The sequence below is a fragment of the Chitinophaga niastensis genome (genome assembly GCF_003014755.1).
Taxonomy (GTDB): domain Bacteria; phylum Bacteroidota; class Bacteroidia; order Chitinophagales; family Chitinophagaceae; genus Chitinophaga; species Chitinophaga niastensis.
Map to the genome: position 1 here is coordinate 344,763 of NZ_PYAW01000001.1, position 24,591 is coordinate 369,353.

The window sequence follows — 24,591 nt, forward strand, 5'->3', positions numbered from 1 at the left end:
TAGGGAATGAATTTTATTTTTTACTAAGTGTTATTTGCTGCAGATAGGCTTTGTCCAGCGCCTGTATATCTGTATTCCATTGACAGAAGCCGGCTTTAGCCAACCAGGCATTTTTGATGATCAACTCTTTATGATAAGCAATTTTTCCGCTATTCAGTTTATAGGTAATATTAAAGGCATAGTCCGGGCGGTCTATTTTCAGATCTTCCGGTAAAGCGCCCACCTTGTATCCTGCAGGCACTTCCAGCGTAGTTTCATTGATCACATGGTGTTTGTAGGAAAACAACATATCATGTTCCCGTTTGGCAGTATCAATAATAAATCCGGATAACTCCTTTCTGAAGTCCAGCTCCGTATACAGCTCGTCTCCAAATCCCGTTACCGCATCCTGGTACTGCAGTTCATACTGAATATCCACCAGCTTATCCCAGTTAGCTAGATCAGAAGTATGTATATTATTGATGTGATATTTGTTATTATTTTCGGCGAGATACTGTAACAGAGCGTCCTGCAGCTTTTCTTTTTTAATACCGTGCACCTGTGTGAGCAGATCCTCTTTACTCTCGCCATCCCATTGCTGTTGCACCTTTCCGGCTAATGCACCATTATCAATATGCAGTACTCTTTTTTCTACGGCAGAATTTTGTTGCCAGTTGCGGCTGGGTACATGGTCAAGTATATATTTTTCCCCATCTTCTATCATCACCTGCCGGCCTTGTATGCGTTGTGCATATTGGTCCAGCCCGATGTAAGTTTCCGTAGCATCCAGGAAATAGCGTTTGCCTTTGTAGTTCAGGGCACAAATCATGTGGTTATCTACTGCCAGCGAAGGGATGGAATAATCATAAGCAATATGATCTGTTCCAATCCAGCAAAGACGGGCATCATAGCCCAATGCCTTCAATAAGCCGCGTGTAAGGTTAGCCATGCCTTTACAATCGCCATATTTATGCTGCAATACATTTTGTACTTTCTCCGGCTTAAAGCCAGCAATACCGTCTTCAAAAGCGATATAGCGGATATTATCCTGCATCCAGTGATACACTGCATTTATTTTAGCAGTATCTGCGGAGATACCTTTTGTAATTTCCAATGCCTTTGCTTTCACTACTGTTTCATCATCGCCAATTTCTTTTACCAGGCTATGATACCAGGCATACAGGTCGGCTGTTTTATTGAAGTAGTTAACCCGTCCGGTTTTCAGATCGGCGTATTTACTGAGTATTAACAGGTGTGGATATACGTAAGACGGGCCTGGGGCATTTGTTTCTTTTACCCTTGCCGGTAGCTGCTTTGCGGTGTAGGTATAAATATCCACATCACGTTTGCTATTATATTCGGCTGTTTTCCTGATATCAAATTTATCGAAGTTCATTTCGCGGATTTCCACTTTCATCCAGCGGGGTATTACAATCTGTATTTCTTTACTGGCAATTTCATATCCTTCGGTAAAGTAAACAGCAGAAAAATAACGGGGATCCAGCACTGTTTTATCCAGTTCTACAGTGCTTTCCGCACCTTTCTTTTCCAGCGGAAGTTCCAGGGCACATATGCGGGCATCTGAATAAAATATATCATCAACAGTATAGTTCTGATAAGTAGGTTTGATGGCTTTGGCGCGACTACCACTAACGTATACACGTACTTCATCAATGCGGCTGCGGTCATCGTAAAATGCTACAAAGGGAATACTGGTGCGGAACTGGTTACAGCGATAGGTAGCAGATAAATTTTGCCGGATGATCACCGGATTTTCTTTATCGCCGGCTTCAAATTCATATCGTTCTTTTTGTTCGCTGATGGTAATATTTTTATCCTCGTTGGAAAAGGCTAAGGACTTAACTGTTATGCATAATAATGCAACAAACAGGCATAGGCGGCGGGGATGTTGGTCCATAAAGGGTTACTGATTAGCAGTAATATATAAAGATAAAAGATAATTTTTAGAACCTGGCAAGAAAAAACCGGAAGTACATGTACTTCCGGTTTTGATAATCAATTGGATTAACAATAATAGATGTGGTGGTCGACCTAGTTATATTAATATCGCGCTTTCTTCAAATTCCTTCTGTAGTCTTTGCATCTGGCGGATATGACGCTCAATATGTTTGGTGAGGAAGTAGATATACTGGTAGATATCCAGCTTACCCAGGTGGTTTACAGACATGTTGGTGAACACCAGCACACCTTCACCGTTTTTGAGCAAAGACAAATTGTACATGCATTGAGCATACTGTTGCTTTAATAATGCTTTTACTTCCTGTATATTTTTAAGGCCGGTAGGTTCCATATGTTCGGGTCTTACCCAACCAAAGGACTTGCTGCCAATGACATCAATCTGATTAAATTTTTGTTCGTAGTCCGCCGGTAACACCACAGTGTGGCCGGTCTTTTTGCGATCCAGCGCACGGCGGGTACTCTTATTAATGATCAGGAGCAGGAAATAGTTGGTGAGCGTAATATGCTCCAACACTTCTCTGATATTCCACTGATCGCGCTCTGGTTTGAAATGCAGCAATGCCTGGTCTTTTTCAAACCACTGGTCTAACTCCCTGAAATTGGTGAGTAAAGCCTCTCTTACAACTTGAATAACGTTTCTCATCGTCTAACGTTTTTGGTAAATGCACTGTACTTATTGCTCTTCAAATGGGTTAGCGCATAACTTAATTAAAAAATTGTTTGTTTGCCATTTTTATGCCGGATTTGGCCACAAAAAAACCCGGCCGTATTTACGGACCGGGAGTAATAATGTAGAGGGATTATCTCACATTACCGCATACCTTGTCCGCATGGCTTTTTTAAGGCAAAGCCATCCTGTTTACACCACGAGGTGTATTTTTTTTGTATTATAGTTATCTTTTGAAATTCTTTCAATGTCGTCATTTCAGTACTGCTTCAAAAGCAAAAGGCCCCACCTTTTCAGTGCAGGACCTTTGTTTATATCGTTTGATAACTTTTTGTTCGTTAGCAATCGGTGCAACATGCCCGCATCCTGGTCTTGACCTGCTTTTGTTTGCAGGCCATCGCTAAAATCTCGTATGTTGATATAAGTTGCACTTGTTTTTTTCTAATTGTTGGAGCAAAGATAATTTTTATTTTTTTTATTACACAAAAAAGTACCCCACTTTTTTTGTAGACTTAACAATTAGTTTAAACTGCAACTAATTTTAGCCTGTTCTTTAGAATAAACTCAATTGTGCATTTGGCCTGCGAAACGCGCCTGTATTGAATTCGAAGCGATCCTGATTCATGCCGTTCTTTTTGGTATGAATCTTAAACTGCTGCTTGATCAGGTCTGCGATATTGCCGGTTCCCCGCATGCGGCGACCAAACTCACTGTCATTAACCTGTCCGCCATGCATACTTTCAATAAGATGCCATACTTTATCTGCCCGGTCGGGGAAGTTTTTATAGAGCCAGTCGTTGAAAATAATCTTCACGGCATCGTTGAGACGCACTACTGTGTAGCCCGCGTACTTAGCCCCATTGGTGGCCGCCATCTCCAGCAGGCGGGGAATTTCATGATCATTCAGCCCTGGAATAATGGGAGCGGTCATAACCCCAACGGGTATACCAAGATCGCTTAGTTCCTTCACCACTTTAAGGCGCTGTGCGGCCGTAGCTGTACGTGGTTCCATCTTTTGTCGCAGATCTTCCTGCAGCGTGGTAATGGAGAGGTATACACATACCAGGTTCTCCTGGGCCAATTGCTGTAACAGATGACGATCCCGCAGTACCAGTGAATTTTTTGTGATGATGCCCACCGGCTGTTTATATTCCAGCGCCACTTCCAGCAACTGGCGGGTGAGCCACATCCTGCGTTCTACGGGCTGGTAACAGTCGGTATTACCCGATAAGGAAATGGGTTTGGGCACCCAGTTCTTATTATCCAGGAACTTACGCAGCAGCTCAGGCGCATTGTGCTTTACAATGATCTTCCGTTCAAAATCAAGACCGGCGCTCAAACCCCAATACTGGTGCGAGTTACGTGCATAACAATAAATACAGCCATGCTCGCAGCCCTGATAGGGGTTCATGGAAAACCACATCCCTACATCCGGGCTCTCTACCTTATTCACCAGGGTTTTGGCATGCTCCTCAAACACCTGGGTAGGCACATCAGCCTGCCACCACTCATCAATACCTTCGGCGTGCTCCTGTGCATATTCATCTGTCAGGTACTTGTTCTTAGGATTTATCTGTGCACCACGACCTTTATAATATTGATTCTCTGATGCCCCTTCCTGGAATGGCAAAGTCATAGACTAAATATTTTAGTAAAAATACTAAAATATTTAGTCATTTGATTATTTAGTTATCGGACCTATATAATTTCCATCTGTTTCATCAGGAAAGTAGCATTCTTATTACGGGCAATGCCTTCGCGGATGCGGTAGTCGAAGTAAAGACGATCATGCTGGATGGTGCTTTCAAAGCAATAGTTTTTGATCCGGGCAGGATATGTTGCTTCCAGGTGGCCCAGTTCCAGGTCATGCGTAGCAATCATGCCCAGGCAGTTGTATTGCAGAAAATGCTCTATCAGGCTGCGGGAACCGGATAATTTATCTTCGGAGTTAGTCCCTTTCAGTATCTCATCCAGCAAAATAAATACGCGTTCCCCGGTTTTCAAGTACCGGATAATATGTTGCAAACGCAGCAGCTCCGCCTGAAAGTAGGAGGTATGACTGGCAATGGAATCTTTGATGCGCATAGAAGTCATGATACGCATGGGTGTAAACGAAAAGCTGTCTGCACATACCGGTGCGCCGCACATAGCCAGCAACAGGTTGGCGCCCACGCTCCGCAGGAAGGTGCTCTTACCGGACATATTAGAACCTGTGATGATCAGGAAACTGTCGTGCTTACCGGCGGTACCATCGTTTTTCACGCATTCGATGTCGGGTATCAGCGGATGCCCCAGTGCAGTGGTTTCCAGGATCATGGTGTCCTGCTGTGGTTGAGGATATACAAACTGCGGATGATTAAAAGCATAGGTAGCAAAGCTGTTCCATACTTCCAGTTGGGCAATTACACCAAACCATTGGGAAATATCTTTTTTGTGGTTGGCCTTCCAACGTTCCAGCCGCAGGATGCAATGCAGATCATACAGCATTACTGAATTAAACACCGTAGCCACCAGCAGGTTTAAACGTTGATCAAAGGCGTTGCCGATACGCGACAACTGGCGCAGTGCCACATCCGCTTCCCTGGCTATTTCCTGTTGCTCATGCAACAGTTTTGATTGTTGAAAAGATCCGGTTTTGATGAGATGTAATAAGATAGAAAACTTATCCAGGATCCGCTCCTTATGCGACATCAGCCTGTATTGCGCCATAATTTGTTTCTGGCTGCTACCCAGCAGCAACCAGTTTAGCACGATGATAATAAGCAATGGATAGTACTGCCCGGTGATGATATTAAATATTATAGCAGCCGATACCAGCGCAGGACTGAGCCAGATGGCCACGTTCACCAGTTTATTATGAATGAAGTGAAACGGCATATCCAACCAGGCGTCAATTTCCCGGCGATCACTCGCCTCCTCTTTTGCCAGCATGGCGTTGGCGGTGAGCAGCTGCCGGAACTCCAGCTCAGGCGTCAACACCTTCAAGGCTTCCTGCGTATCCGTTATTGCAGTAGCCTCTAATAAAGGGTTGCGCAATATGGCTGCCAGTTGCAGTTTACCTGATAATGTACCTGTACGGTTTACATATTGAAATATGGAAGATGGCCCGAATACATCCAGGTCGCTGCTATAATCATGGCTATCATCCACAAATTCGTTGCCGTCTTCAAAAGCAGACAGCCAGGTTGTTACCTGCTGCCACTCCTTCTGATTCAACTCCAGCAAGGTTTTGAGCAGCTGTAATTTTTGTTGTGCTTTATGATAACGCAACAGAAAATACATAAATGAAATGGCGCCCACACCGGATAACAGCCACCAGAAAGCTTCGTGGCCATTCCTGAAAAACAACACCACGCCTGCGATGATAACCAGAAAGCTGAGCAGTCTTGCCCATGATAAGGCAGCTGTCAGTTTCTTCTCCTTATTAATGGCTTGTTGAAATTGATCTATTCTTTGCTGATATATAATTGCGGGTTCCATAATGGTCCATTTTGAACAGACGAATTTATTGTAAAAAACACAAAGGCGCATGTAATCATGCGCCTTTGTGTTTTTTACAATAAATATAATTATTAAGCATATTGTCTTTTCAGCAACTCAGGATATTCCTGGCTTACTTTCATAATCAGCTCACCGAATAAAGTATTGGCCCATGCAAACCATTTGCGGGTAAACTTAGTCGGATCATCCTTTTGATACGATTCGTGAATCAGGCCTGTATCTCCATCTGTATTGCGCAGGGTTTTAATACATTCTGCGATTTCTTCTTTATCATGACTGGTTAAGGCTCTCATGATAATGCTCATAGGCCAGATATAATTTTCGCCGGTATGCGGACTGCCTATACCATCACCATATTTTCCTTTATAGAACCATGGGTGAAAGCTGCTCCATACAAAATGTCTGGAAGCCTGGTACAAAGGATCATCCGCGGTAGTATAGCCCAGGTATGGAATAGATAACAGGCTGGGAACATTGGTATCGTCAATGAATAAACGATTGCCGTATCCATCTACCTCAAAACCATACATGTTGCCCAATTTTGGATGTTCTACAATAGCATAAGCCTTGATAGCGCGATCCACTTCATCTGCCAGTGCAATACATTCCCTGGCAAAAGCTACATCTTTATAAACAGTTTCGCTGATCTCCGACAGCTGGCGCAGAGATACTACAGCAAACATGTTGGAAGGAATCAGGAAAGGTAATACCGTAGCATCATCAGAAGGACGGAAAATAGATACGATCAAGCCAACCGGTAACATCGGCGAACCATAGCCGGAATTAGGCACGGTGTCTGACTGCCACGCAGTAATACGCTGGAACTTATACGGGCCTTTACCATCTTTACGCTGTTGCTCCTTAAATGTTTTCACAATGCTATGTGCAGCCTGTTTGTATTTGTCGTCAAATACTTTGGTGTCGCCACTGTTTTTCCAGTAGTGATAAGCCAAACGCACCGGGTAACACAGGGAATCAATTTCCCATTTACGTTCGTGCAATTCAGGCTTCATATCAGTCAGATCTTTTTCCCATTCGCTGCCGGTAGGACCTTCATTGAATGCATTGGCGTAAGGATCTATCAGGATACATTTTGTTTGGCGGTTAATTACGCCGGCAATCATTTCCTGTAACTTTTTATCTTCTTTGATCAGTTGCAGATAAGGCCATACCTGTGCAGAAGAATCCCGCAGCCACATAGCATTGATATCACCCGTGATCACGAAGGTATCCGGTTTACCATCCAGCACTTTGAAATTGGCAGTAGTATCGAGGGTATTAGGGAAGCAATTCTCAAACATCCAGGCCAGCTTGGTATCTGCGATCTGTTTTTTCACGGTTACTATTGCCTTTTCCACGGCTTCGCTGGTGAACTTACGCTGTGCCAGTGGCGGGCGCTGGGATGTATACCCATTCCAGCCTAATACCGTTTTGGGCAACCCAAGCCCTACTGCGCCTGCTAACAGTGCGCTGTTCCTGATAAAATCTCTTCTTGCAACCATACCGTTTTTACATTTAAGAAACCCTAAAATAGAAAAGTTTCCCGGATTTGCTTAATCGATTTATCAATCATCCTCTTCTTCTTTTGCCTGTAGTTTCACAAAAGCGCTTCTACGAGGCGCCGGCATCACCGCATGTTCGCCATGGACGGCCTTCCACACGATCTCATTTAATTCCAGATCAGGTACCCGGTCTTCATGTGCCAGATCAAAAGCAGCAGAACGACGGGCACTTTCATTCCATGCTATATTTCTTTCATTGATATCCACATGCGCCTGCAGCGCTGTATAAGGCGTAAGATCAGGGACAGCAGAAAATAACTCCCACATAGGCGTGGCAGCGGCATCATACTGACTCATAGGCGGTAAACCCAGGATCAGCTCCATGGTACGCAGCATCCCGGAGGTGGAATACATATTGTGATTAACCGATTTACGTTTGATATAAGGGCTGATCACATAGGCTGTAGAGCGGTGCGCATCCACATGATCAGGGCCATTTTGTGCATCATCTTCCAAAATAAACACAGCACTCTCCTGCCATATTTTACTATGAGAGAGGTAATCAACCAGCTGCCCCACTGCCTGATCATTATCCGCTACAGCAGCAAAAGGAGAATAAGCACCCTTGCGCATACCACTGGTATGATCATTACCCAATCGGATAGTATTAAAATGTGATAACGAACCAATAGCCAGCAGGGAATCAAAATCATGCTGCCAGATCTGCTGCCTGTCTACATCCCGGATACTCAGGTCAAAATTCGGATAAGCTACACAGAAATTATTCTCCAGCGATTTCAATGTTGCGACGCCTTTGCCCGCAAACTCGCCATAGCTGCGATAGCTCACCCCTGCACGATTACAGTAATCCCATATAAATCCTTTTTTAGGATACGCCACTTTGCGGCTACCCTCATAATCGTAAGTGCCGCCACGACCACCATAACTGGTAGGCCAGGTTTTTTCCACATAATCGGTAGCATAAGCCGCCATACTCCAGTTATGGCCATCAGCACTTACTTCAGCATCTACATAAAAATTATCCAACAAAACATAATCTCTTGATAAACGATGCAGATTAGGTGTAATCCGCTCAGGGAAAATACATAAGCTGCTATCTCCGTTACCTTCCGGCATATCGCCCAAAACCTGGTCGTAAGTGCGGTTTTCCTTGATAATGTAGAATACATATTTAATGGGAGATGATTGCCCGGCTGTACGTGGTATAGGATTACCTGCTTCTCCTGCCGCCATTGTTTCTTTCGCTTTAGTATAAGGAGTGTTTGCATATACCAGCCCGGACCACTTGCTCAGCAAGGCTTCACCGGGTTCATTGAATATAGATAAGGTGCCTTTGAATAGTCCTGCTATGTATTGCACCGGTTTATCTTTGCGGGTATTAGCCTGATGCGAGCCGCTTTCATCCTTCTTACTCACCGGATTGGGGCCATCGGGATTAGCCATAGATGTGAACCCCTTGCCATTGGCGACCAATACTTTTTTGCCGATAACTCTTACGCAGGTAGGATACCATCCCACCGGAATAAATCCAGCGGACCTGCTTTTGCCGGGCGTTTCCACGTCAAAAACTGCCAGACAGTTATTATCTGCATTGGCAATGTATAATTTTTTGTTATTGGCAGATAAGGCGAGTCCGTTTGTAGTAGACCCTGCCGGCGCATCCGGATACAGCGCGGTTTGCAGCGACTCTATCACTTTCTGATCCGCAGTGGCAATCACAGATACAGCGTTATCATTTGCATTGGCAACATATAAATACTTACCGTTCTTCGATAATATCATTTCATTAGGATGACTACCTACATTGATTGATCCGGTAATTTTCTGCGAAGCGATATCAAATACAGCTACCGCATCGCCACCCCACAAAGAAATATACAAAGTATTATTATCCTTAGACAATACAACCGTATAAGCCTCTGCCGGCAAAGGAATGCGGCTACTCACCTTATTGGTACGCAGATCAATAATATATAAACTGTTATCTTCTTTTGTAGCTACGTACAGACTATTACGTGAGTTATCCAATACCATACCTGTAGGACAGATCTTTCCTTTAGGCCACGACAATCCCAACCGGATAGTATCTGCTACCTGCAGTTTATTGTTATTAATATTATACTGCCAGATCACGTTATCATTACCACCGGAAGCATACAACTTTTTTTCATCTTTACTGAAAGCCAATCCCAGCCACGACTTAGGAATGCTTACTTCATCCAGTAACACTTCCTTTTTTGCATCAATAAGCTGTATAGTTTGTTTGCTTTGCCCGTTATTAGTAACCGCCAGGTATTTTTCCGTTGGCGATACCAGTACGTTCAAGGGCAAATCGCCTAAATGCAATGAATGTCCTACCGGGGTTAACGACCAGCCGTTAGGCAGTAACACGCGTTTTGCAACAGTGTCAACAGTTTGCGCATTTACCTGCAAACATGTTAGCAACGCCAAACCATAGAAGATCTTTTTCATAGTAGTTCATATAATGAAGCGGTAAAAATAACGTGACTACATTCAGGGATGTAGCGGTTGATAAAAGGTAATACTAAGATAATAATCTAACTGTGATTTTTTCGGACTTTGTCTTTCTCCCGATTAGGCTGATTATACTGATTACCCTGATTATATTTTTTGATTTAAAAAGATTAGCGAAGATTAAAGCGAATATGTTCGCTCTAATCTTCGCTAATCTTTTTAAATCTTAGTAAAATCAAATATAATCAGGGTAATCAGTATAATCAGCCTAATCGGGAGAAAGACAGCATCCGCGTTACATATTTCTCCTGTACTGCCCTCCTACTTCATACAGCGCATGCGTAATCTGGCCCAGGGAGCAATGTTTCACGGTGTTCATCAACTCAGCAAATAAATTGCCATTGTTAACAGCCACTTGCTGCAACTGCTTAAGTGCCGCAGCGCTTTTATGCTGATGTCTTTGATGGAAGGCTTCCAGCGTATCTATCTGGAATTCTTTTTCTGCTGTAGTAGAACGGATTACTTCTGCCGGAATAATGGTAGGAGATCCGTTTTTATTCAGGAAGGTGTTTACGCCTACAATCGGGAATTCGCCGGTATGCTTCAGTGATTCGTAATAAAGACTTTCTTCCTGTATTTTATTACGCTGATACATTCTTTCCATAGCACCCAATACACCACCACGTTCTGTGATGCGATTAAATTCTGTGAGTACGGCTTCTTCTACCAGATCAGTGAGTTCATCAATGAAGAAGGCTCCCTGTACCGGGTTTTCGTTTTTAGCTGTTCCCAGCTCCCGGTTAATGATCAGCTGAATAGCCATGGCTCTTCTCACACTTTCTTCTGTAGGTGTGGTAATGGCCTCATCGTAAGCGTTGGTGTGCAGGGAATTACAGTTATCGTAGATAGCATATAATGCCTGCAACGTAGTACGGATATCATTGAAATCAATTTCCTGTGCGTGCAGGCTGCGACCGGATGTTTGAATATGATACTTGAGCTTCTGTGAACGATCGTTGCCTTTGTATTTATACTTGATCGCTTTAGCCCAGATGCGGCGGGCAACACGGCCAATTACTGCATATTCCGGATCCATACCATTGCTGAAGAAGAATGACAGGTTAGGTGCAAAGTCATCTATATTCATGCCGCGGCTCAGGTAGTATTCTACATACGTGAAACCGTTTGCCAGTGTGAATGCCAGCTGTGTAATAGGATTGGCACCTGCTTCCGCAATGTGGTAGCCGGAAATGCTCACGGAGTAAAAGTTACGCACCTTTTCTGTGATGAAATAATCCTGCACATCTCCCATCAGTTTTAAAGCAAATTCAGTAGAGAAGATGCAGGTATTTTGTGCCTGGTCTTCTTTCAGAATATCTGCCTGTACAGTACCACGTACTGTACTTAATGCATGTGCCTTAATTTTTTCATACACTGCTTTATCCAATACCTCTTCGCCGGAAGTGCCCAGCAGCTGAAGGCCAAGGCCATCATTTCCTGCAGGCAGCTCACCACTGTAATGCGGCAGCGGATGATCTTTGAATTTATCTTTTACCAGGGCGGTTACTTTTTCAGTAAGGCCGTTTTCTTTGATATACTTTTCACATTGCTGATCAATGGCGGCATTCATGAAAAAGGCCAGCAGTATAGGCGCCGGACCGTTGATCGTCATGGATACAGAGGTCTTGGGATCACAGAGATCAAAACCGCTGTATAACTTCTTGGCATCATCTACAGTAGCAATGCTCACACCGGAGTTCCCGATCTTACCGTAAATATCTGGTCTTATTGCCGGATCCTCTCCGTACAGTGTAACGCTGTCAAAGGCGGTAGACAGCCGCTTTGCCGGCTGATCCAGTGATACGTAGTGGAAACGTTTGTTGGTTCTTTCGGGACCACCTTCACCGGCAAACATACGTGTAGGATCTTCTCCTTCGCGTTTGAGCGGAAATACGCCGGCTGCATAGGGAAATTCACCGGGCAGATTTTCTGTCAGCTGCCAACGGAGAATGTCTCCCCAATCTTTATATTTAGGCAGGCTTACCTTTGGAATGCGGCTATGGCTAAGGCTTTCGCTGAACAATGGCAATTTGATCACTTTATCACGTACCTGGTATTCATAAAAATCTGCCTGATACTTCTTTAACAACGCCGGCCAGCCGTCAATCAGTTGTTTGCATTCCGGATGCAATGCTTTTTCCAGGTGTGCTTTGATATCTGCCAGGGCAGCGGCTTGCGCCGGATGCATATCTATTACACCTTGTACCTGGTACAATTGTGTAGCCAGTACAGACTGTTCATCTACCCATTTGCTGTAATCAGTAATAGCTTCTGTAATTTCTGCGAGGTAACGTACCCTTGCAGGTGGAATGATCTGCGATTTGGTGGTAGTAGACTTCAGGCTCTCATGTGGCATAGGGCCAAAGTTTGCGCCGGTCTTCTCTTCTACCTTCTCCATTACTTTCTCAAACAACAGGTTGATGCCTGCATCATTAAACTGGGAAGCGATAGAACCTACTACAGGCAGGTCTTCGTCTTTAGCAGTCCAGAGGGTGTGATTACGTTTATATTGTTTGCGGACATCATGCAAAGCATCGAGTGCGCCTGCTTTATCAAATTTATTAATGGCAATTACATCTGCATAATCCAGCATATTAATTTTCTCCAACTGGGAAGCAGCACCATATTCCGGTGTCATCACATAAAGTGATACATCACAATAATCTGTGATAGCGGTATCACTTTGTCCAATACCGGATGTTTCCAGGATAATGAAATCAAAAGCAGCCAGTTTGCACACGTCAATCGCTTCCTGGATATGCTCGCTGATGGCTTTATCACTTTCGCGGGTGGCCAGTGAACGCATGTAGGCCCGTGGATGATGAATGGAGTTCATGCGGATGCGGTCGCCCAGCAAAGCGCCGCCAGTCTTCTTTTTAGAAGGGTCCACAGAAATCACTGCTACTGTTTTATCATTGGAGTGATTGAGGTACCGGCGCACCAATTCATCTGTCACGCTGCTTTTACCGGCACCGCCTGTTCCGGTAATACCCAGTACAGGTGTTTCCCGGTCAACGGCAGTGTTGGTGATATGTGTACCAACGCCTTCGTCTACCGTTACCGCGGTCCTTGCCTTCCGGGCATTGAGCAGGGCTACCGGCATCTCATTTTCTGCCAGGCTGATGGCCCTTGCTATAATTTTAGGATTTTTATCTTTCCTTAACTGCGGGATATCTTCCACGCTGCTGCCTTCTGTAAGTGGCTTTACGGCGATGTCGCACTGATTGATCAGGTCTTCTATCATTCCTTCCAGCCCCATATGGCGGCCATCATCCGGTGAGTACAGGCGGGCAATGCCATAGGCGTGCAGTTCTGCTATTTCTACCGGCAGGATGGTTCCGCCGCCGCCACCAAAGATCTTGATGTGTCCACAGCCCTTTTGCTGCAGCAGGTCGTACATGTATTTAAAGAATTCCACGTGGCCACCCTGGTAGGAGGTAACGGCAATCCCCTGTGCATCTTCCTGGATCGCACAGTCTACAATTTCCGCAGCAGAACGGTTATGGCCCAGGTGAATCACCTCAGCACCCTTTGCCTGCATAATGCGTCGCATAATGTTGATGGCGGCATCATGACCGTCGAATAAAGCTGCCGCTGTTACGATGCGAACCTTATGTTGTGGTGTATATGACATATAAATAACCGGATTTTTAACCATGGCCCCGGGCCGTGAAAGTTTCCTAATCAGAATATGCAAGTTACGGAAAAACCAGCTGAACTGCCGGTATAGCGCGGGTTTAAACAGAATTAGAATTGATTAAACAGGTACGTAATCTTATTGCAAAATATTTAACTGATGCCGAAATAGGTTAGTTTTTCCCTAAAACAACTTTCCCCTGTACATCTGTTGTACAAGGGAAAGAGAATGTAAGACACCAGGCAATAGTGCTCAGCGGCCTTATTGTTTCATAACGTGGAACTATAAAATCAAACTATTGATAAATAAATTTTATGACTTTACGCTGGCAAACTTGTTTAAAGGAATTTTTCTACATACCGGCAAATAAGGTAAAATAACTTACAGCGAACTGGCCTTCATTTTGGTTTTACTACTAATAAGAAAGTATTGCTTTCTTAGGATGTGTATATCTTACACAATCTTAATTAAATTTTTGTTAAAAACAAAGTTTTTTTTCTGTTTAATGAGAAAATTATCCCGGAAAATATTTTGTCAGAACATGACAATTCAAATCCTTATTGGTAAAGGATTTTGAGCAAGTGAAAATTAACAGGAATAATAGAGAAAGCTTAGCCTTCGGCTAAAAAAATACCATAGCTCTGATGTTAAAAGCCAATACCCAGGAAGCGCTTCTTCCTTTGGTCATACTTATCAAAATTAAATTTATAGAGCTTGGCAGGACGATGCGGGACATCTTCTTCTTCTTCATTTAAGTCCGTCAGCAAGTCCATAGATAAAAACTTCTTCCGGAAATTACGACGGTCCAGTTCCATATCCAGTATGGCTTCATAGAGGTTTTGCAGCTCCCGCAGGGAAAACTTCCGGGGCAACAGGTTAAAGCCCACCGGCTGTACCATCACCTGCTGTTTGAGGCGTTCGTGGCAGGTATCCAGAATCAGTTTATGATCAAATGCCATCTGGTGCAGGTCTTTCACGGAGTGCCAGTGTAATTCGTTGTTATGCATCTTCAACTCCACATGCTCAATATTCACCAGCGAATAATAGGCTACAGTAATCACACGACCAGCCGGATGCCGGTTAATAGCGCCAAAGGTCTGCACCTGTTCCATATACACATTATCCAATCCTGTACGCGCCTTGAGCACCCGATAAGCAGCTTCGTCCAGCTCTTCTTCCGGCCGTACAATATCTCCCAGCAGGGACCATTTCCCCTTATACTCTTTGAGATCAGATTCTATCAGCAATACTTTCAGCTCATCGTTATTAAAGCCAAAGATTACGCAGTCCACCGAAATGGCGACTTTGAAATAATCTTTTATTTCAACAAGATGTGTATTGATGTTTTTGGTGTACATAGACATCATATAAAACGTGGAATTACAGTAAAACTAAGTTATCAGCGAATACGCGTGGAATTATACCAATAATCAAATGAAAGAAAAAATTACCACATTTAATACAAAATAACATCGAATTTTTTAGACAGATATGCCTAACCTGAAAGATAAGTTTAAATTTACGGCTCAGTATCACTTATTATGTACACAAAGGAGATAGAAATAACCCTGGCGCAGTTGGCCAAAGACCTGCTCAGCCATTTAGAGCAGCAACAACTGCTGCATTCCATTGATGAAACCCTGGATGCTTTGCGTCGTGTAATTGGCTACAACGACTGGCGCTACTACGTGCAAAGCGAGCCGGTTATCAGTGATTACGAATACGATCAGTTGTTTGCCTGGCTAAAAAAACTGGAGCAGGAAAACCCTGCCCTGATCAGCGCGGATTCCCCCACACAGCGCGTAGCTAAAGGGCTCACCAAAGAATTTATCACCGTACCTCACCTGGTACCTATGCTCAGTCTTGAAAACTCCTACAATGCAGATGATCTGCTGGACTGGGACAGGAAAGCCCGTGAAAGTGCCGGTCTTGATGAAATAGAGTACTGCATTGAACCTAAATTTGATGGTGCCAGCATCTCTCTCATTTATGAAGATGACCACCTTACCCGTGGCGCTACCCGCGGCGATGGCGTTGCAGGAGAAGACATCACTGCCAACATTAAACAGATACGCTCTATCCCGCTGTCTGCCCGCTTCTCCAAATATGGCATTCATCAGATAGAAATACGTGGCGAAGTACTGATCAACAAAAATACTTTTAAAGCTTTCAATGATAAACGTATTGCAGAAAATCAGCCACCACTGGCTAATCCACGCAATGCAGCCTCCGGCTCTTTACGTATGGTAGATCCCAACGAAGTAGCCAAACGCGGACTGGAAGCTTTTCTATATCATATGAGCTATCATACCATGAATGCCGGGCAAACAGAACCCGAAGCACTCAGGACACATAGCGGTACGCTGGAACTACTATCTACACTGGGTTTCCGTAGCCCCGCAAAAGAAAAGAAAGTAGTAAAAGGCATACAGGCTGTAATAGACTACTGCCTGTTATTTGAAACAGAACGCGATAACCTGCCCTATGAAATTGATGGCATGGTGATTAAAGTAAATGATTATGCCCTGCAGGATAAACTGGGCATGACCACACACCATCCACGCTGGGCCATTGCATATAAATTTAAAGCCAGACAAGCCACCAGCAAACTACGCAGCGTAGAGTTCCAGGTAGGACGTACCGGCTCCGTTACCCCGGTAGCTAAAATTGATCCGGTGCCTATTGGCGGTGTTACCGTTGCTTCTATGTCTCTTTTTAATGAAGAAGTGATTAAGGAGAAAGACCTGAAACTGGGCGATACCGTACTGGTAGAAAGAGCCGGAGACGTGATCCCCTACATTGTAAAATCTGTAGCTGATCTGCGCGACGGCAGTGAACAGGATATTGTATTCCCCACTCACTGCCCGGTATGCCATGATAAGCTCGTAAAACCTGAAGAGGAAAGCGTTTGGCGTTGCACCAACATCAACTGTGAAGCACAGGTGGTAGAAAGAATGATCCACTTTGTAAGCAAAGACGCCATGGACATCAAAAGCTTTGGCGAAAGCAATGTGCGTAAATTCTTTTCATTAGGATTACTGAAAGATATTCCAGGCATCTATGAGCTGGACTTCGATAAAATAGGCACGCTGGAAGGTTTTGGGAAAAAATCACAGACCAATCTGCAAACAGCTATTGAGCAATCCAAAATACAACCCCTGCATCGTTTGATCTTTGGATTGGGAATTCGTTATGTAGGTGAAACCACCGCTAAAACATTGGCCAACGCGCTCTCTAATATCATGGATCTACAGCATTGGACAGAAGAACAGATCCTCGCACTGGAAGATATTGGTCCAAAAGTAGCAGGTTCTATCCGTTTGTTCTTTGCAAACGATGATAACATTCAGATGCTGAACAAGCTGGCTGCACTGGGTATTAACATGGAAAATACCCAGGGAGCATTACCGGTATCGGGTAGCCTCAGCGGACAAACGTTTTTATTTACCGGCACACTCATGAAACTAAAACGCAGCGAAGCAGAAGAAATGGTAGAACAACAGGGCGGTAAAATAGTGAGTGGTGTAAGCAGTAAGCTCAACTTTTTAGTAGTAGGAGAAGAAGCCGGCAGTAAGCTGGAAAAAGCCAAGAAAATCAATACCATCAAGATTCTGACAGAAGATGATTTTCTGGAAATGATAAAATAGTAATTAGCTCTTAGCAGTTAGCTTTTAGTGCTTTACCACTATAGCTGAAAATTATCCGCTAAGAGCTAACAGCTAATTACTAAAAGCTAACAGCTATTATGACAGACGAACATTTTATGCGGCAGGCGTTGCTGGAAGCACGTAAAGCTTTTGACGACGGAGAAGTACCTATTGGTGCGGTAGTAGTACAAAACAACCGGATCATTGGCCGTGGTTATAACCACGTTGAAAGATTAAATGACTGCACCGCACATGCAGAGATGATTGCATTAACAGCCGCCTTCAATACACTGGGCAGTAAATATTTAATGGACGCCACATTATATGTAACCGTAGAACCATGCCTGATGTGTGCGGGAGCGCTTTACTGGAGCAAGATAGGGAAGATTGTGTATGCGGCTGCAGATGATAAAAACAGCTATCGCAGAGCTACCGGTGACCGGTCCCCGTTTCATCCTAAAACAAAACTGGAAGCCGGTCCGTGCAGCGAAGAAAGTTTACAGTTGATGAAAACTTTCTTTGAACAAAGGAGGTGATGTTATTTCTTATTTGAATCCATTATCTTATTCATACCCATCATTTGCTTCATGGTATGATCCATACCTTCTGAAGAACCATCCAGGAAGATGACATTTCCTTTTGAGTTTTCAGCGAAGTGCTTGATGGCTTCTGTCCACATGGAGAAGAGGATCACGGAAGTATCCAGGTTGGCCTGCTGCATTTCTTTAGCAGCCATACTCATACCCTTGGCCACTTCTTCACGGAACAGGGCTACACCCATACCGCGCAGCTGTGCCGCCTGTCTTTCTGCTTCTGCTGCAATTTTGATGGCATTACCATCTGCTTCTGCTGCTTTTGTTTTGGTGATCAGTAATGCCTGGCCTTCATTTTCAGCAGCAGCTTTCAGGTTATTGGAAGCTACCACCTGTGCCATGGACTTCATGATCACTTCATCAAAAGTGATATCATTCATTTGCAGGTCGAGCAAATGAAAACCCCACTCTTCCAGGGTTTTATCTATCTGCTCTTTTACGTGTTCTGTAATATCTTTACGCAGGCCCAATACTTCTGCCTGTCTTTTGGTAGCTACAAATCCACGGATAGAACCTTCAATAGTGCGCACCAGCGCCTGCATAAAGCTTCTTTCATCCATAAATTTAAACGACACATTTTTAATCGTTTCTTCATCCTGGTTCCATACTGCGTACAGCAGCATTGCCTTGAAGTAAACGTTAGCCTGGTCAATGGTAATAGCCTGAAATTCCAGTTCTACAGATCTGTTTTGAATAGATACTCTCTTAAATACCTTTTCAACAACAGGTATTTTAAAGTTCAGTCCCGGAAAAAGAACGCGGTTATATTTTCCGAAAATGGTAGTAACAGCAATGTATCCCTGCTGTACAGTAACAAAACAAGATAATAAAACCAGTGCTGCCAATACCACCAGAATGATCAAAAATACATTCATAGAGCGTTTGTTTAGGTAGGGTTTAAGCCAGTAAATATAACAAAATAAAGTACATGGGTAGCGTTAGACATAGTTTACTCTTCAAGTACTGGGGTACTGGTTATTTTGAGGGCAGTTTTGTAAGAAACAAACAATGGATGAAAACTGAGCTTAAAAACACAACGAATGAATAATAAAAAAAGCTTAGTAATTATATCCTTTGTTTCCTTCTGAAATATATGAATACGTCATCCAGTTCAATTTGTTTCAATTGGTATGCAAGCCGGGTTCTCAGGTCTTCTGTTTCGTCTTTGATTTTTCTGTATTGATCCTTTAAAATCTCATAGCGGGCCACTATTTCGTCAGCAGTGGCTGATTCTTCCAGTTGCAAAATATAAAATGCTCGTTCCTCGGTTATCATAGTGATAGGGGTATGTTTCAGCCAATAATCATATCGCATGTTTAAAAACCACACGTAATATTAATTCACTAAATTAGTGGAGTTTCAAAAGCAAGCAAATACCCAATCTTGGGTATTTTTGAAAATATTTAGCAAAATTTAGCAAATCAGTTTTTTGCATTTTTTTACGCTATTTACTGATTACCAGAAGAATACAATTTAAAATAAGGATTTCTGTACGTGGGCACTAAAAAACGGGGCAGCAGCAAATCTGATTCAGAATAAAGAAATACTAATACTATTTTCTCATTTATCAATTATTGAAATCCAATTTTCCGGGCTATGGCAACCAACTCTGTTGTATTGCGTACTTTCAGCTTCAAACGGATATTCTTTCGATGGGTTTCTACAGTATAACGGCTAAGGTTCAACGAATTAGCGATCTCCTTGTTGTTGAGGCCCTGCACTGCCATCCCCAGCACATCTTTTTCTCTTGCAGTAAGTTTATTCAGCAGATTTTCATTTTGCCGGCGCAGGATTTCTCCGAGGGCTTCAGATAACTGCAGATTGGTATCTATGGCATTTGTAAGATCCAGAAATGCACAAATAATTTCTACCACCTGCCCATTCTTATCATGTGTAAAAGGGACTTCCAGTCCCATCAGCCAACGATAATCAGTTTCGCCTTTCTTGCGTATGCGGGCAATGCCTCCAAACTGGGTTTTGTTGTTAAGGAAGGACTGTTGCGCTACAGCTGCCAGCTTAAAATCATCGGGGTGCATGATGTGCTGAAAGAATTCCATGCCCATACCGGACATCTCTTCTGTAGTAAAACCAACAGTTTCTGCCAGACGCTCATTGCACCATGTGACAGATTTGCTGTTGTTATCGTAACTGTAAAGCATGGCGGGCACGTGATGTAAAATGCTCTCCAGCCAATGAATACGATTCTTTAATAACTCATTTTCCTTTTGTAAGGCGTTGAGGGAAAAGCTATGCCCTAAGTCCGAGCCGTTCTGCATACTATACGTTTTAAACAAACAATAGGTAAACAACTACCAAGCACACACTAAATATGCCTAATGTTACGTCCTGTTAAACCGAGTACATGTAAATATAAAATAAATTTCAATATGACCAAGCCCGGGTATTTTGTGATTTTGTGATTTGAAGATCCGGAGATTTTGTTTTAGAATCAACTCATGCGGTAGGATAAATATTAAAATCAGGAAATTCGAAAATTTCTAAATTGATATTTAAAGGATTAGGCAGTAAATTTGGCGACTATCACGAAATAATATTTAAAAACCCATAAAAAATCTTAGTTATGGCATTCACACTTCCGAGCTTACCCTACGCAACCGATGCGTTAGAGCCGAATTTTGATAAATTAACAATGGAAATTCACCATGGTAAGCATCACCAGGCATATGTTGATAATCTGAACAAGGCAATCGCCGGTACAGAAAATGAAAACAAATCACTGGAAGAACTGGTTGCTAACGCCGGTAAGATCAGCCCTGCTGTAAGAAACAACGGTGGTGGTCACTGGAACCACAGTTTCTTCTGGACCAGCCTGGCTCCTAATGCAGGTGGCGCACCGAGCGGCAAACTGGCGGATGCTATTAACAGCACCTTCGGTTCTTTTGAAGCATTCCAGGAAAAGTTCAACACTGCCGGCGCTACCCGCTTCGGTTCAGGCTGGGCATGGCTCCTGATAAAAGATGGCAAACTGGAAGTTACTTCCACGCCTAATCAGGACAATCCACTGATGGATGTTGCTGAAGTAAAAGGCACTCCTGTCCTCGGTGTGGATGTATGGGAACATGCATACTACCTGAAATATCAGAACCGCCGTCCGGAATACCTGAAAGCATTCTGGAATGTTGTTGACTGGAACGCTATCAGCAAACGTTTTGAAGCAAGCATCTAATTTCAGCTTTTAGTTAAGCAAATAAAAAATCCCGTCAGGCTATGCCTTGACGGGATTTTTTATTTGCTTAACTAAAAGCTGATAACACTTTTGTTAAACGAGCTTCAGATTCTTAGGATCCCAATGTATAATTTTATTGCTGAAGTAACTTTCGTTACAAAGCAATGCAGGAGCCGCTGCACGGAAACCGAACAAAGGATTTTCAGCTACCTTACCACCTGTACGCATAGCGTTAAACAAATTGTAGAAGTGATCAAAATGCGCACCTTTGTAACCTTCTTCTGCTACATATTCCATCTTATCAGGTGACAGCATTTCCTTACGGTTATAGGTATACGCTTTTCCCGGATCAGCTGCTGCTTTTGCCTGTACTAAAGGATCATTGGCATCCACGTTATTTTTGTTGCGATACAGTGTTACTTTATCCCATTCTACCGTCATGGAACCTTCACTACCCACCATACGCAGGTAATTGGTACCACCGGTACCATCTACAAAGTTTACGCGGAGAGACAGGTTAAACGCAGGATGTATTTCTGTTTCCGGATAATCAAACATACCCAGCATAATGTCTGGTACTTCCCTGCCATCATTCCAGTAGCGCAAGCCACCAGTAGCCATTATTTTATTTGGACCAATAGAACCGGTTACCAAATGTAAACTTGAGAACAGGTGTACGAACAGGTCGCCGGAAACACCGGTACCATAGTCCTTGTAATTACGCCAGCGGAAGAAACGTAAGGGGTCAAAATCGCGCTTTGGTGCGTTTTTGAGGTAAGCATCCCAGTCTACCGTTTTAAGCGACGCATCGGCCGGAATAGGATACTGCCAGGCACCTGTTGGCGACATCCGCGCCCAGAATCCTTCGGCGTAATTTAATTTACCAATCGCACCATCTTTCAGCAGTTGTCTTGCTTTCTCATTACCCAACGAACTCATACCCTGACTGCCCACCTGGTACACTACCTTGCCGTTCCGCTGCTGCGCTTCTACAATAGCAGGACCTTCGGTGATATCATGTACCATTGGCTTTTCGCAGTAAACAGATTTGCCTTTGTTCATAGCAGCGACAGAAATATCCTTATGCCAGAAGTCAGGCACCGCAATAATCACCGCATCAATATCTTTACGATCCAGAATATCCTGGTAGCTACGCGTAGTGTAAATATCATTACCCCATTTCTTTTTAGCATCCGCCAAACGGCCGTCATATAAGTCGCAGGCCGCCACCAGCTTTACACCAGGTACCGTAATCGCTGTGTTGGCATCGGCAGTACCCATACCACCAGCACCAATAAGCGCTACCTGTATCTGATCGTTCGCACTGTATTTTTCTTTCAGGCGTGAAAGTGATTCAATGTTCCTTTTTTTATCAGCAGCAGTCAGAATACCAGGCAGCAGTGATGCACCCACTACTCCTTTGGCAAATTTGCTGATAAAACTCCGGCGTGAGTCTTCGTTGGAATTTACTGGCATGATTACCCTATTTAGGTTGAGAAAATGATAACGTTTTGAATTTACTGAGTTTGTCAAAATAAAAACAATAAACCGGAAATCATAATTTATAGGGAGATGCGATTATTGGGGATAAAAAAAAAGCTCCGGCAATGCCAGAGCTTTTTTTTATCTATAAGCTTTAAAATAATCAATAGCCGCTGTTATTAGGCAACAACTTAGGATTAAGATCTGATTGAGACTGTGGTACCGGCATCAGGTACAATTTATCGTACCAGGTGCGGTCATCTACTTTACCGCCATCAATCGCATACAGTGTTTTGGTCATTACCTGCGGAGCTATTTTCCAGCGGCGGATGTCCATAAAACGATTCCCTTCCAGCGCCAGCTCTATTCTGCGTTCCGCACGGATAGCATCGCGAAGTGTAGCCTGGGAGTTATATTTAACACGATCCAGCAATGGCATACCTGCTCTGTCGCGAATCTGATCAATCGCATCATACACAGTAGCATCAGGGCCGGATACTTCATTCTGTGCTTCAGCATACGTCAGCAAAATTTCTGCATAACGGATAATGACATGATTAGAATAGTTATCCACCTGTGCTTTCCATGAGGAGGGATCTACCAGCTTACGGAAGTTGTAACCAATCTGTGAGTTGTTGGAACCTTTTGCCCAGGTAAAGGAATATCCTTTCTGTATGCCGTTCCATGGGCTACCTTCAAACATGATGGTAGCATAGAAGCGGGGATCCAGGTTTTTGTATTCATTATAAAAAGCAGGATCAGTTGCTTTTTTAGCATAATTGGCAGCACGGGTAACCACATCTACTGGTGCCACCGGTTGCCCGGTTTTATAGCTTTCATAAGCATCTACGAGTTCCTGCGTAGGCGTTACAGAGCTCCAGCCACCAAGGATATCCGGCAACAGGTAGGTATTATCAAACTGTGCATCTTTCTGTAACATATGCTGTCTGTCAAAAATCACTTCTGTATTACCTTTATTGGTAGCCCAGAAAAGCTTTTCATAACTCCTTAAACCCAACCGGAATTTTTTCTCATCTGCCGGAGAGGAGAAATCCACCCATTTGGAATAATCATCCAGCAGATCATCACCATCTTCACCAGCCACCTTAAATAACTGGTAACCGGGAATAGCCATTACTGCTTTAGCATAGGTAACAGCATCTGCCCACTCTGATCTGTACAGGTGCAAACGCGCTGTCAGCGCCAGTGCAGCACCCTTGGTTACACGCCCCTTTTCGTTGGGGGCACCACCGGCATATGCAGCAGGCAACACTTTCGCAACTGCATCCAGTTCGCTGAATATAAATTTCCATACGTCTGCGCCGGGTGTACGTGCACCAAAAGACTCTGCCGGCGTAATTGTTTTAGTGATCAATGGCAGATCTCCGAATTTCAATGCTAAAGTGGAGTAAAAGAAAGCACGTATAAAGCGGGCTTCCGCCTTGGTACGTTCCTTCAGATCATTATCCATTGTTACACGGTCTACATTTTCCAGGAAGTAATTGGCTCTGCGAATACCAGTGTAGTCCCAGCCCTCATTCATAGCAGGCGTTACGTTGCCTTTGGCAATATCCGTAGCATTACTTTCCCAGGGATATTGCGCCAATGCATTATCTGATGCACCATCGTCATAAATCGCATTCTGACCATCCAGGATATACGCATTAGGGGCGTTACCAATATAGCCATACACACCATTCAATGCATTCATCACATCAGTCTGTGTATTCCAGTATGTTTGTTCCGATATTTTACCTTCAGGAACCCTGTTCAGAAAATCCTTGCTGCAGCCGGACCAGGCAATTGTTATACCTAATGCAGCTCCTATGATAATAAGTTTCTTCATGATTAATCTTTTTT

General features: G+C 43.6%; 16 protein-coding genes. 3 read left to right on the top strand and 13 right to left on the bottom strand.

The features are described from left to right. Positions 1-13 precede the first annotated feature (13 nt). From CLV51_RS01445 to CLV51_RS01480, 8 genes are all read right to left on the bottom strand, one after another. Positions 14-1,897 (bottom strand): transglutaminase domain-containing protein, encoded by a 1,884-nt coding sequence (locus CLV51_RS01445; protein WP_106526233.1) that lies wholly within the window; start codon positions 1,895-1,897, stop codon positions 14-16. Positions 1,898-2,035: 138 nt separating this feature from the next. Then, complete coding sequence (locus CLV51_RS01450; protein ID WP_106526234.1) at positions 2,036-2,602, bottom strand: DinB family protein; 567 nt, start codon at positions 2,600-2,602, stop codon at positions 2,036-2,038. Between the two features lie 577 nt (positions 2,603-3,179). Continuing rightward, entirely contained in the window at positions 3,180-4,262 is a 1,083-nt protein-coding gene (locus tag CLV51_RS01455) for a PA0069 family radical SAM protein (protein ID WP_106526235.1), read from the bottom strand. Between the two features lie 62 nt (positions 4,263-4,324). Then, positions 4,325-6,106, bottom strand: a complete 1,782-nt coding sequence (locus tag CLV51_RS01460) for a MutS-related protein (RefSeq protein WP_158266905.1) — start codon at positions 6,104-6,106, stop codon at positions 4,325-4,327. 92 nt (positions 6,107-6,198) lie between these two features. Further along, a complete protein-coding gene (locus tag CLV51_RS01465) occupies positions 6,199-7,629 on the bottom strand; it encodes a glycoside hydrolase family 125 protein (RefSeq protein WP_106526237.1) in 1,431 nt (476 codons plus the stop codon). 63 nt (positions 7,630-7,692) lie between these two features. Then, a complete protein-coding gene (locus tag CLV51_RS01470; RefSeq protein WP_106526238.1) occupies positions 7,693-10,122 on the bottom strand; it encodes a bifunctional YncE family protein/alkaline phosphatase family protein in 2,430 nt (809 codons plus the stop codon). Between the two features lie 298 nt (positions 10,123-10,420). Then, on the bottom strand, positions 10,421-13,819 hold the full coding sequence (locus tag CLV51_RS01475) for a methylmalonyl-CoA mutase family protein (protein WP_106526239.1): 3,399 nt from the start codon (positions 13,817-13,819) through the stop codon (positions 10,421-10,423). Positions 13,820-14,469: 650 nt separating this feature from the next. After that, a complete protein-coding gene (locus tag CLV51_RS01480) occupies positions 14,470-15,180 on the bottom strand; it encodes an NUDIX hydrolase (RefSeq protein WP_245898592.1) in 711 nt (236 codons plus the stop codon). 183 nt (positions 15,181-15,363) lie between these two features. Here CLV51_RS01480 and ligA point away from each other — a divergent pair, with 183 nt between their 5' ends. Continuing rightward, positions 15,364-17,469 carry an NAD-dependent DNA ligase LigA gene (gene ligA, locus CLV51_RS01485; RefSeq protein WP_106526241.1) on the top strand — a complete coding sequence of 702 codons (2,106 nt, stop codon included), beginning with the start codon at positions 15,364-15,366 and terminating at the stop codon, positions 17,467-17,469. A 98-nt stretch (positions 17,470-17,567) separates the two neighbouring features. After that, positions 17,568-18,005, top strand: coding sequence for a nucleoside deaminase (locus CLV51_RS01490; protein WP_106526242.1), 438 nt, complete (start codon positions 17,568-17,570; stop codon positions 18,003-18,005). Positions 18,006-18,007: 2 nt separating this feature from the next. Here CLV51_RS01490 and CLV51_RS01495 read toward each other — a convergent pair whose 3' ends face one another. The 3 genes from CLV51_RS01495 to CLV51_RS01505 form a co-directional block, all read right to left on the bottom strand. After that, on the bottom strand, positions 18,008-18,937 hold the full coding sequence (locus CLV51_RS01495; protein ID WP_106526243.1) for an SPFH domain-containing protein: 930 nt from the start codon (positions 18,935-18,937) through the stop codon (positions 18,008-18,010). A 190-nt stretch (positions 18,938-19,127) separates the two neighbouring features. Beyond that, positions 19,128-19,337: a hypothetical protein gene (locus tag CLV51_RS01500; protein WP_146151209.1), complete on the bottom strand. Its 210-nt coding sequence runs from the start codon at positions 19,335-19,337 to the stop codon at positions 19,128-19,130. 296 nt (positions 19,338-19,633) lie between these two features. Continuing rightward, positions 19,634-20,338 carry a LuxR C-terminal-related transcriptional regulator gene (locus CLV51_RS01505; RefSeq protein WP_106526245.1) on the bottom strand — a complete coding sequence of 235 codons (705 nt, stop codon included), beginning with the start codon at positions 20,336-20,338 and terminating at the stop codon, positions 19,634-19,636. Between the two features lie 305 nt (positions 20,339-20,643). On the opposite strand from CLV51_RS01505, the gene CLV51_RS01510 reads away from it, so the two are divergent. Beyond that, positions 20,644-21,249, top strand: a complete 606-nt coding sequence (locus CLV51_RS01510; protein ID WP_106526246.1) for a superoxide dismutase — start codon at positions 20,644-20,646, stop codon at positions 21,247-21,249. 93 nt (positions 21,250-21,342) lie between these two features. Here CLV51_RS01510 and CLV51_RS01515 read toward each other — a convergent pair whose 3' ends face one another. After that, positions 21,343-22,725 (bottom strand): Gfo/Idh/MocA family protein, encoded by a 1,383-nt coding sequence (locus CLV51_RS01515; protein WP_106526247.1) that lies wholly within the window; start codon positions 22,723-22,725, stop codon positions 21,343-21,345. 169 nt (positions 22,726-22,894) lie between these two features. After that, a complete protein-coding gene (locus CLV51_RS01520) occupies positions 22,895-24,577 on the bottom strand; it encodes a RagB/SusD family nutrient uptake outer membrane protein (RefSeq protein WP_106526248.1) in 1,683 nt (560 codons plus the stop codon). Positions 24,578-24,591 lie beyond the last annotated feature (14 nt).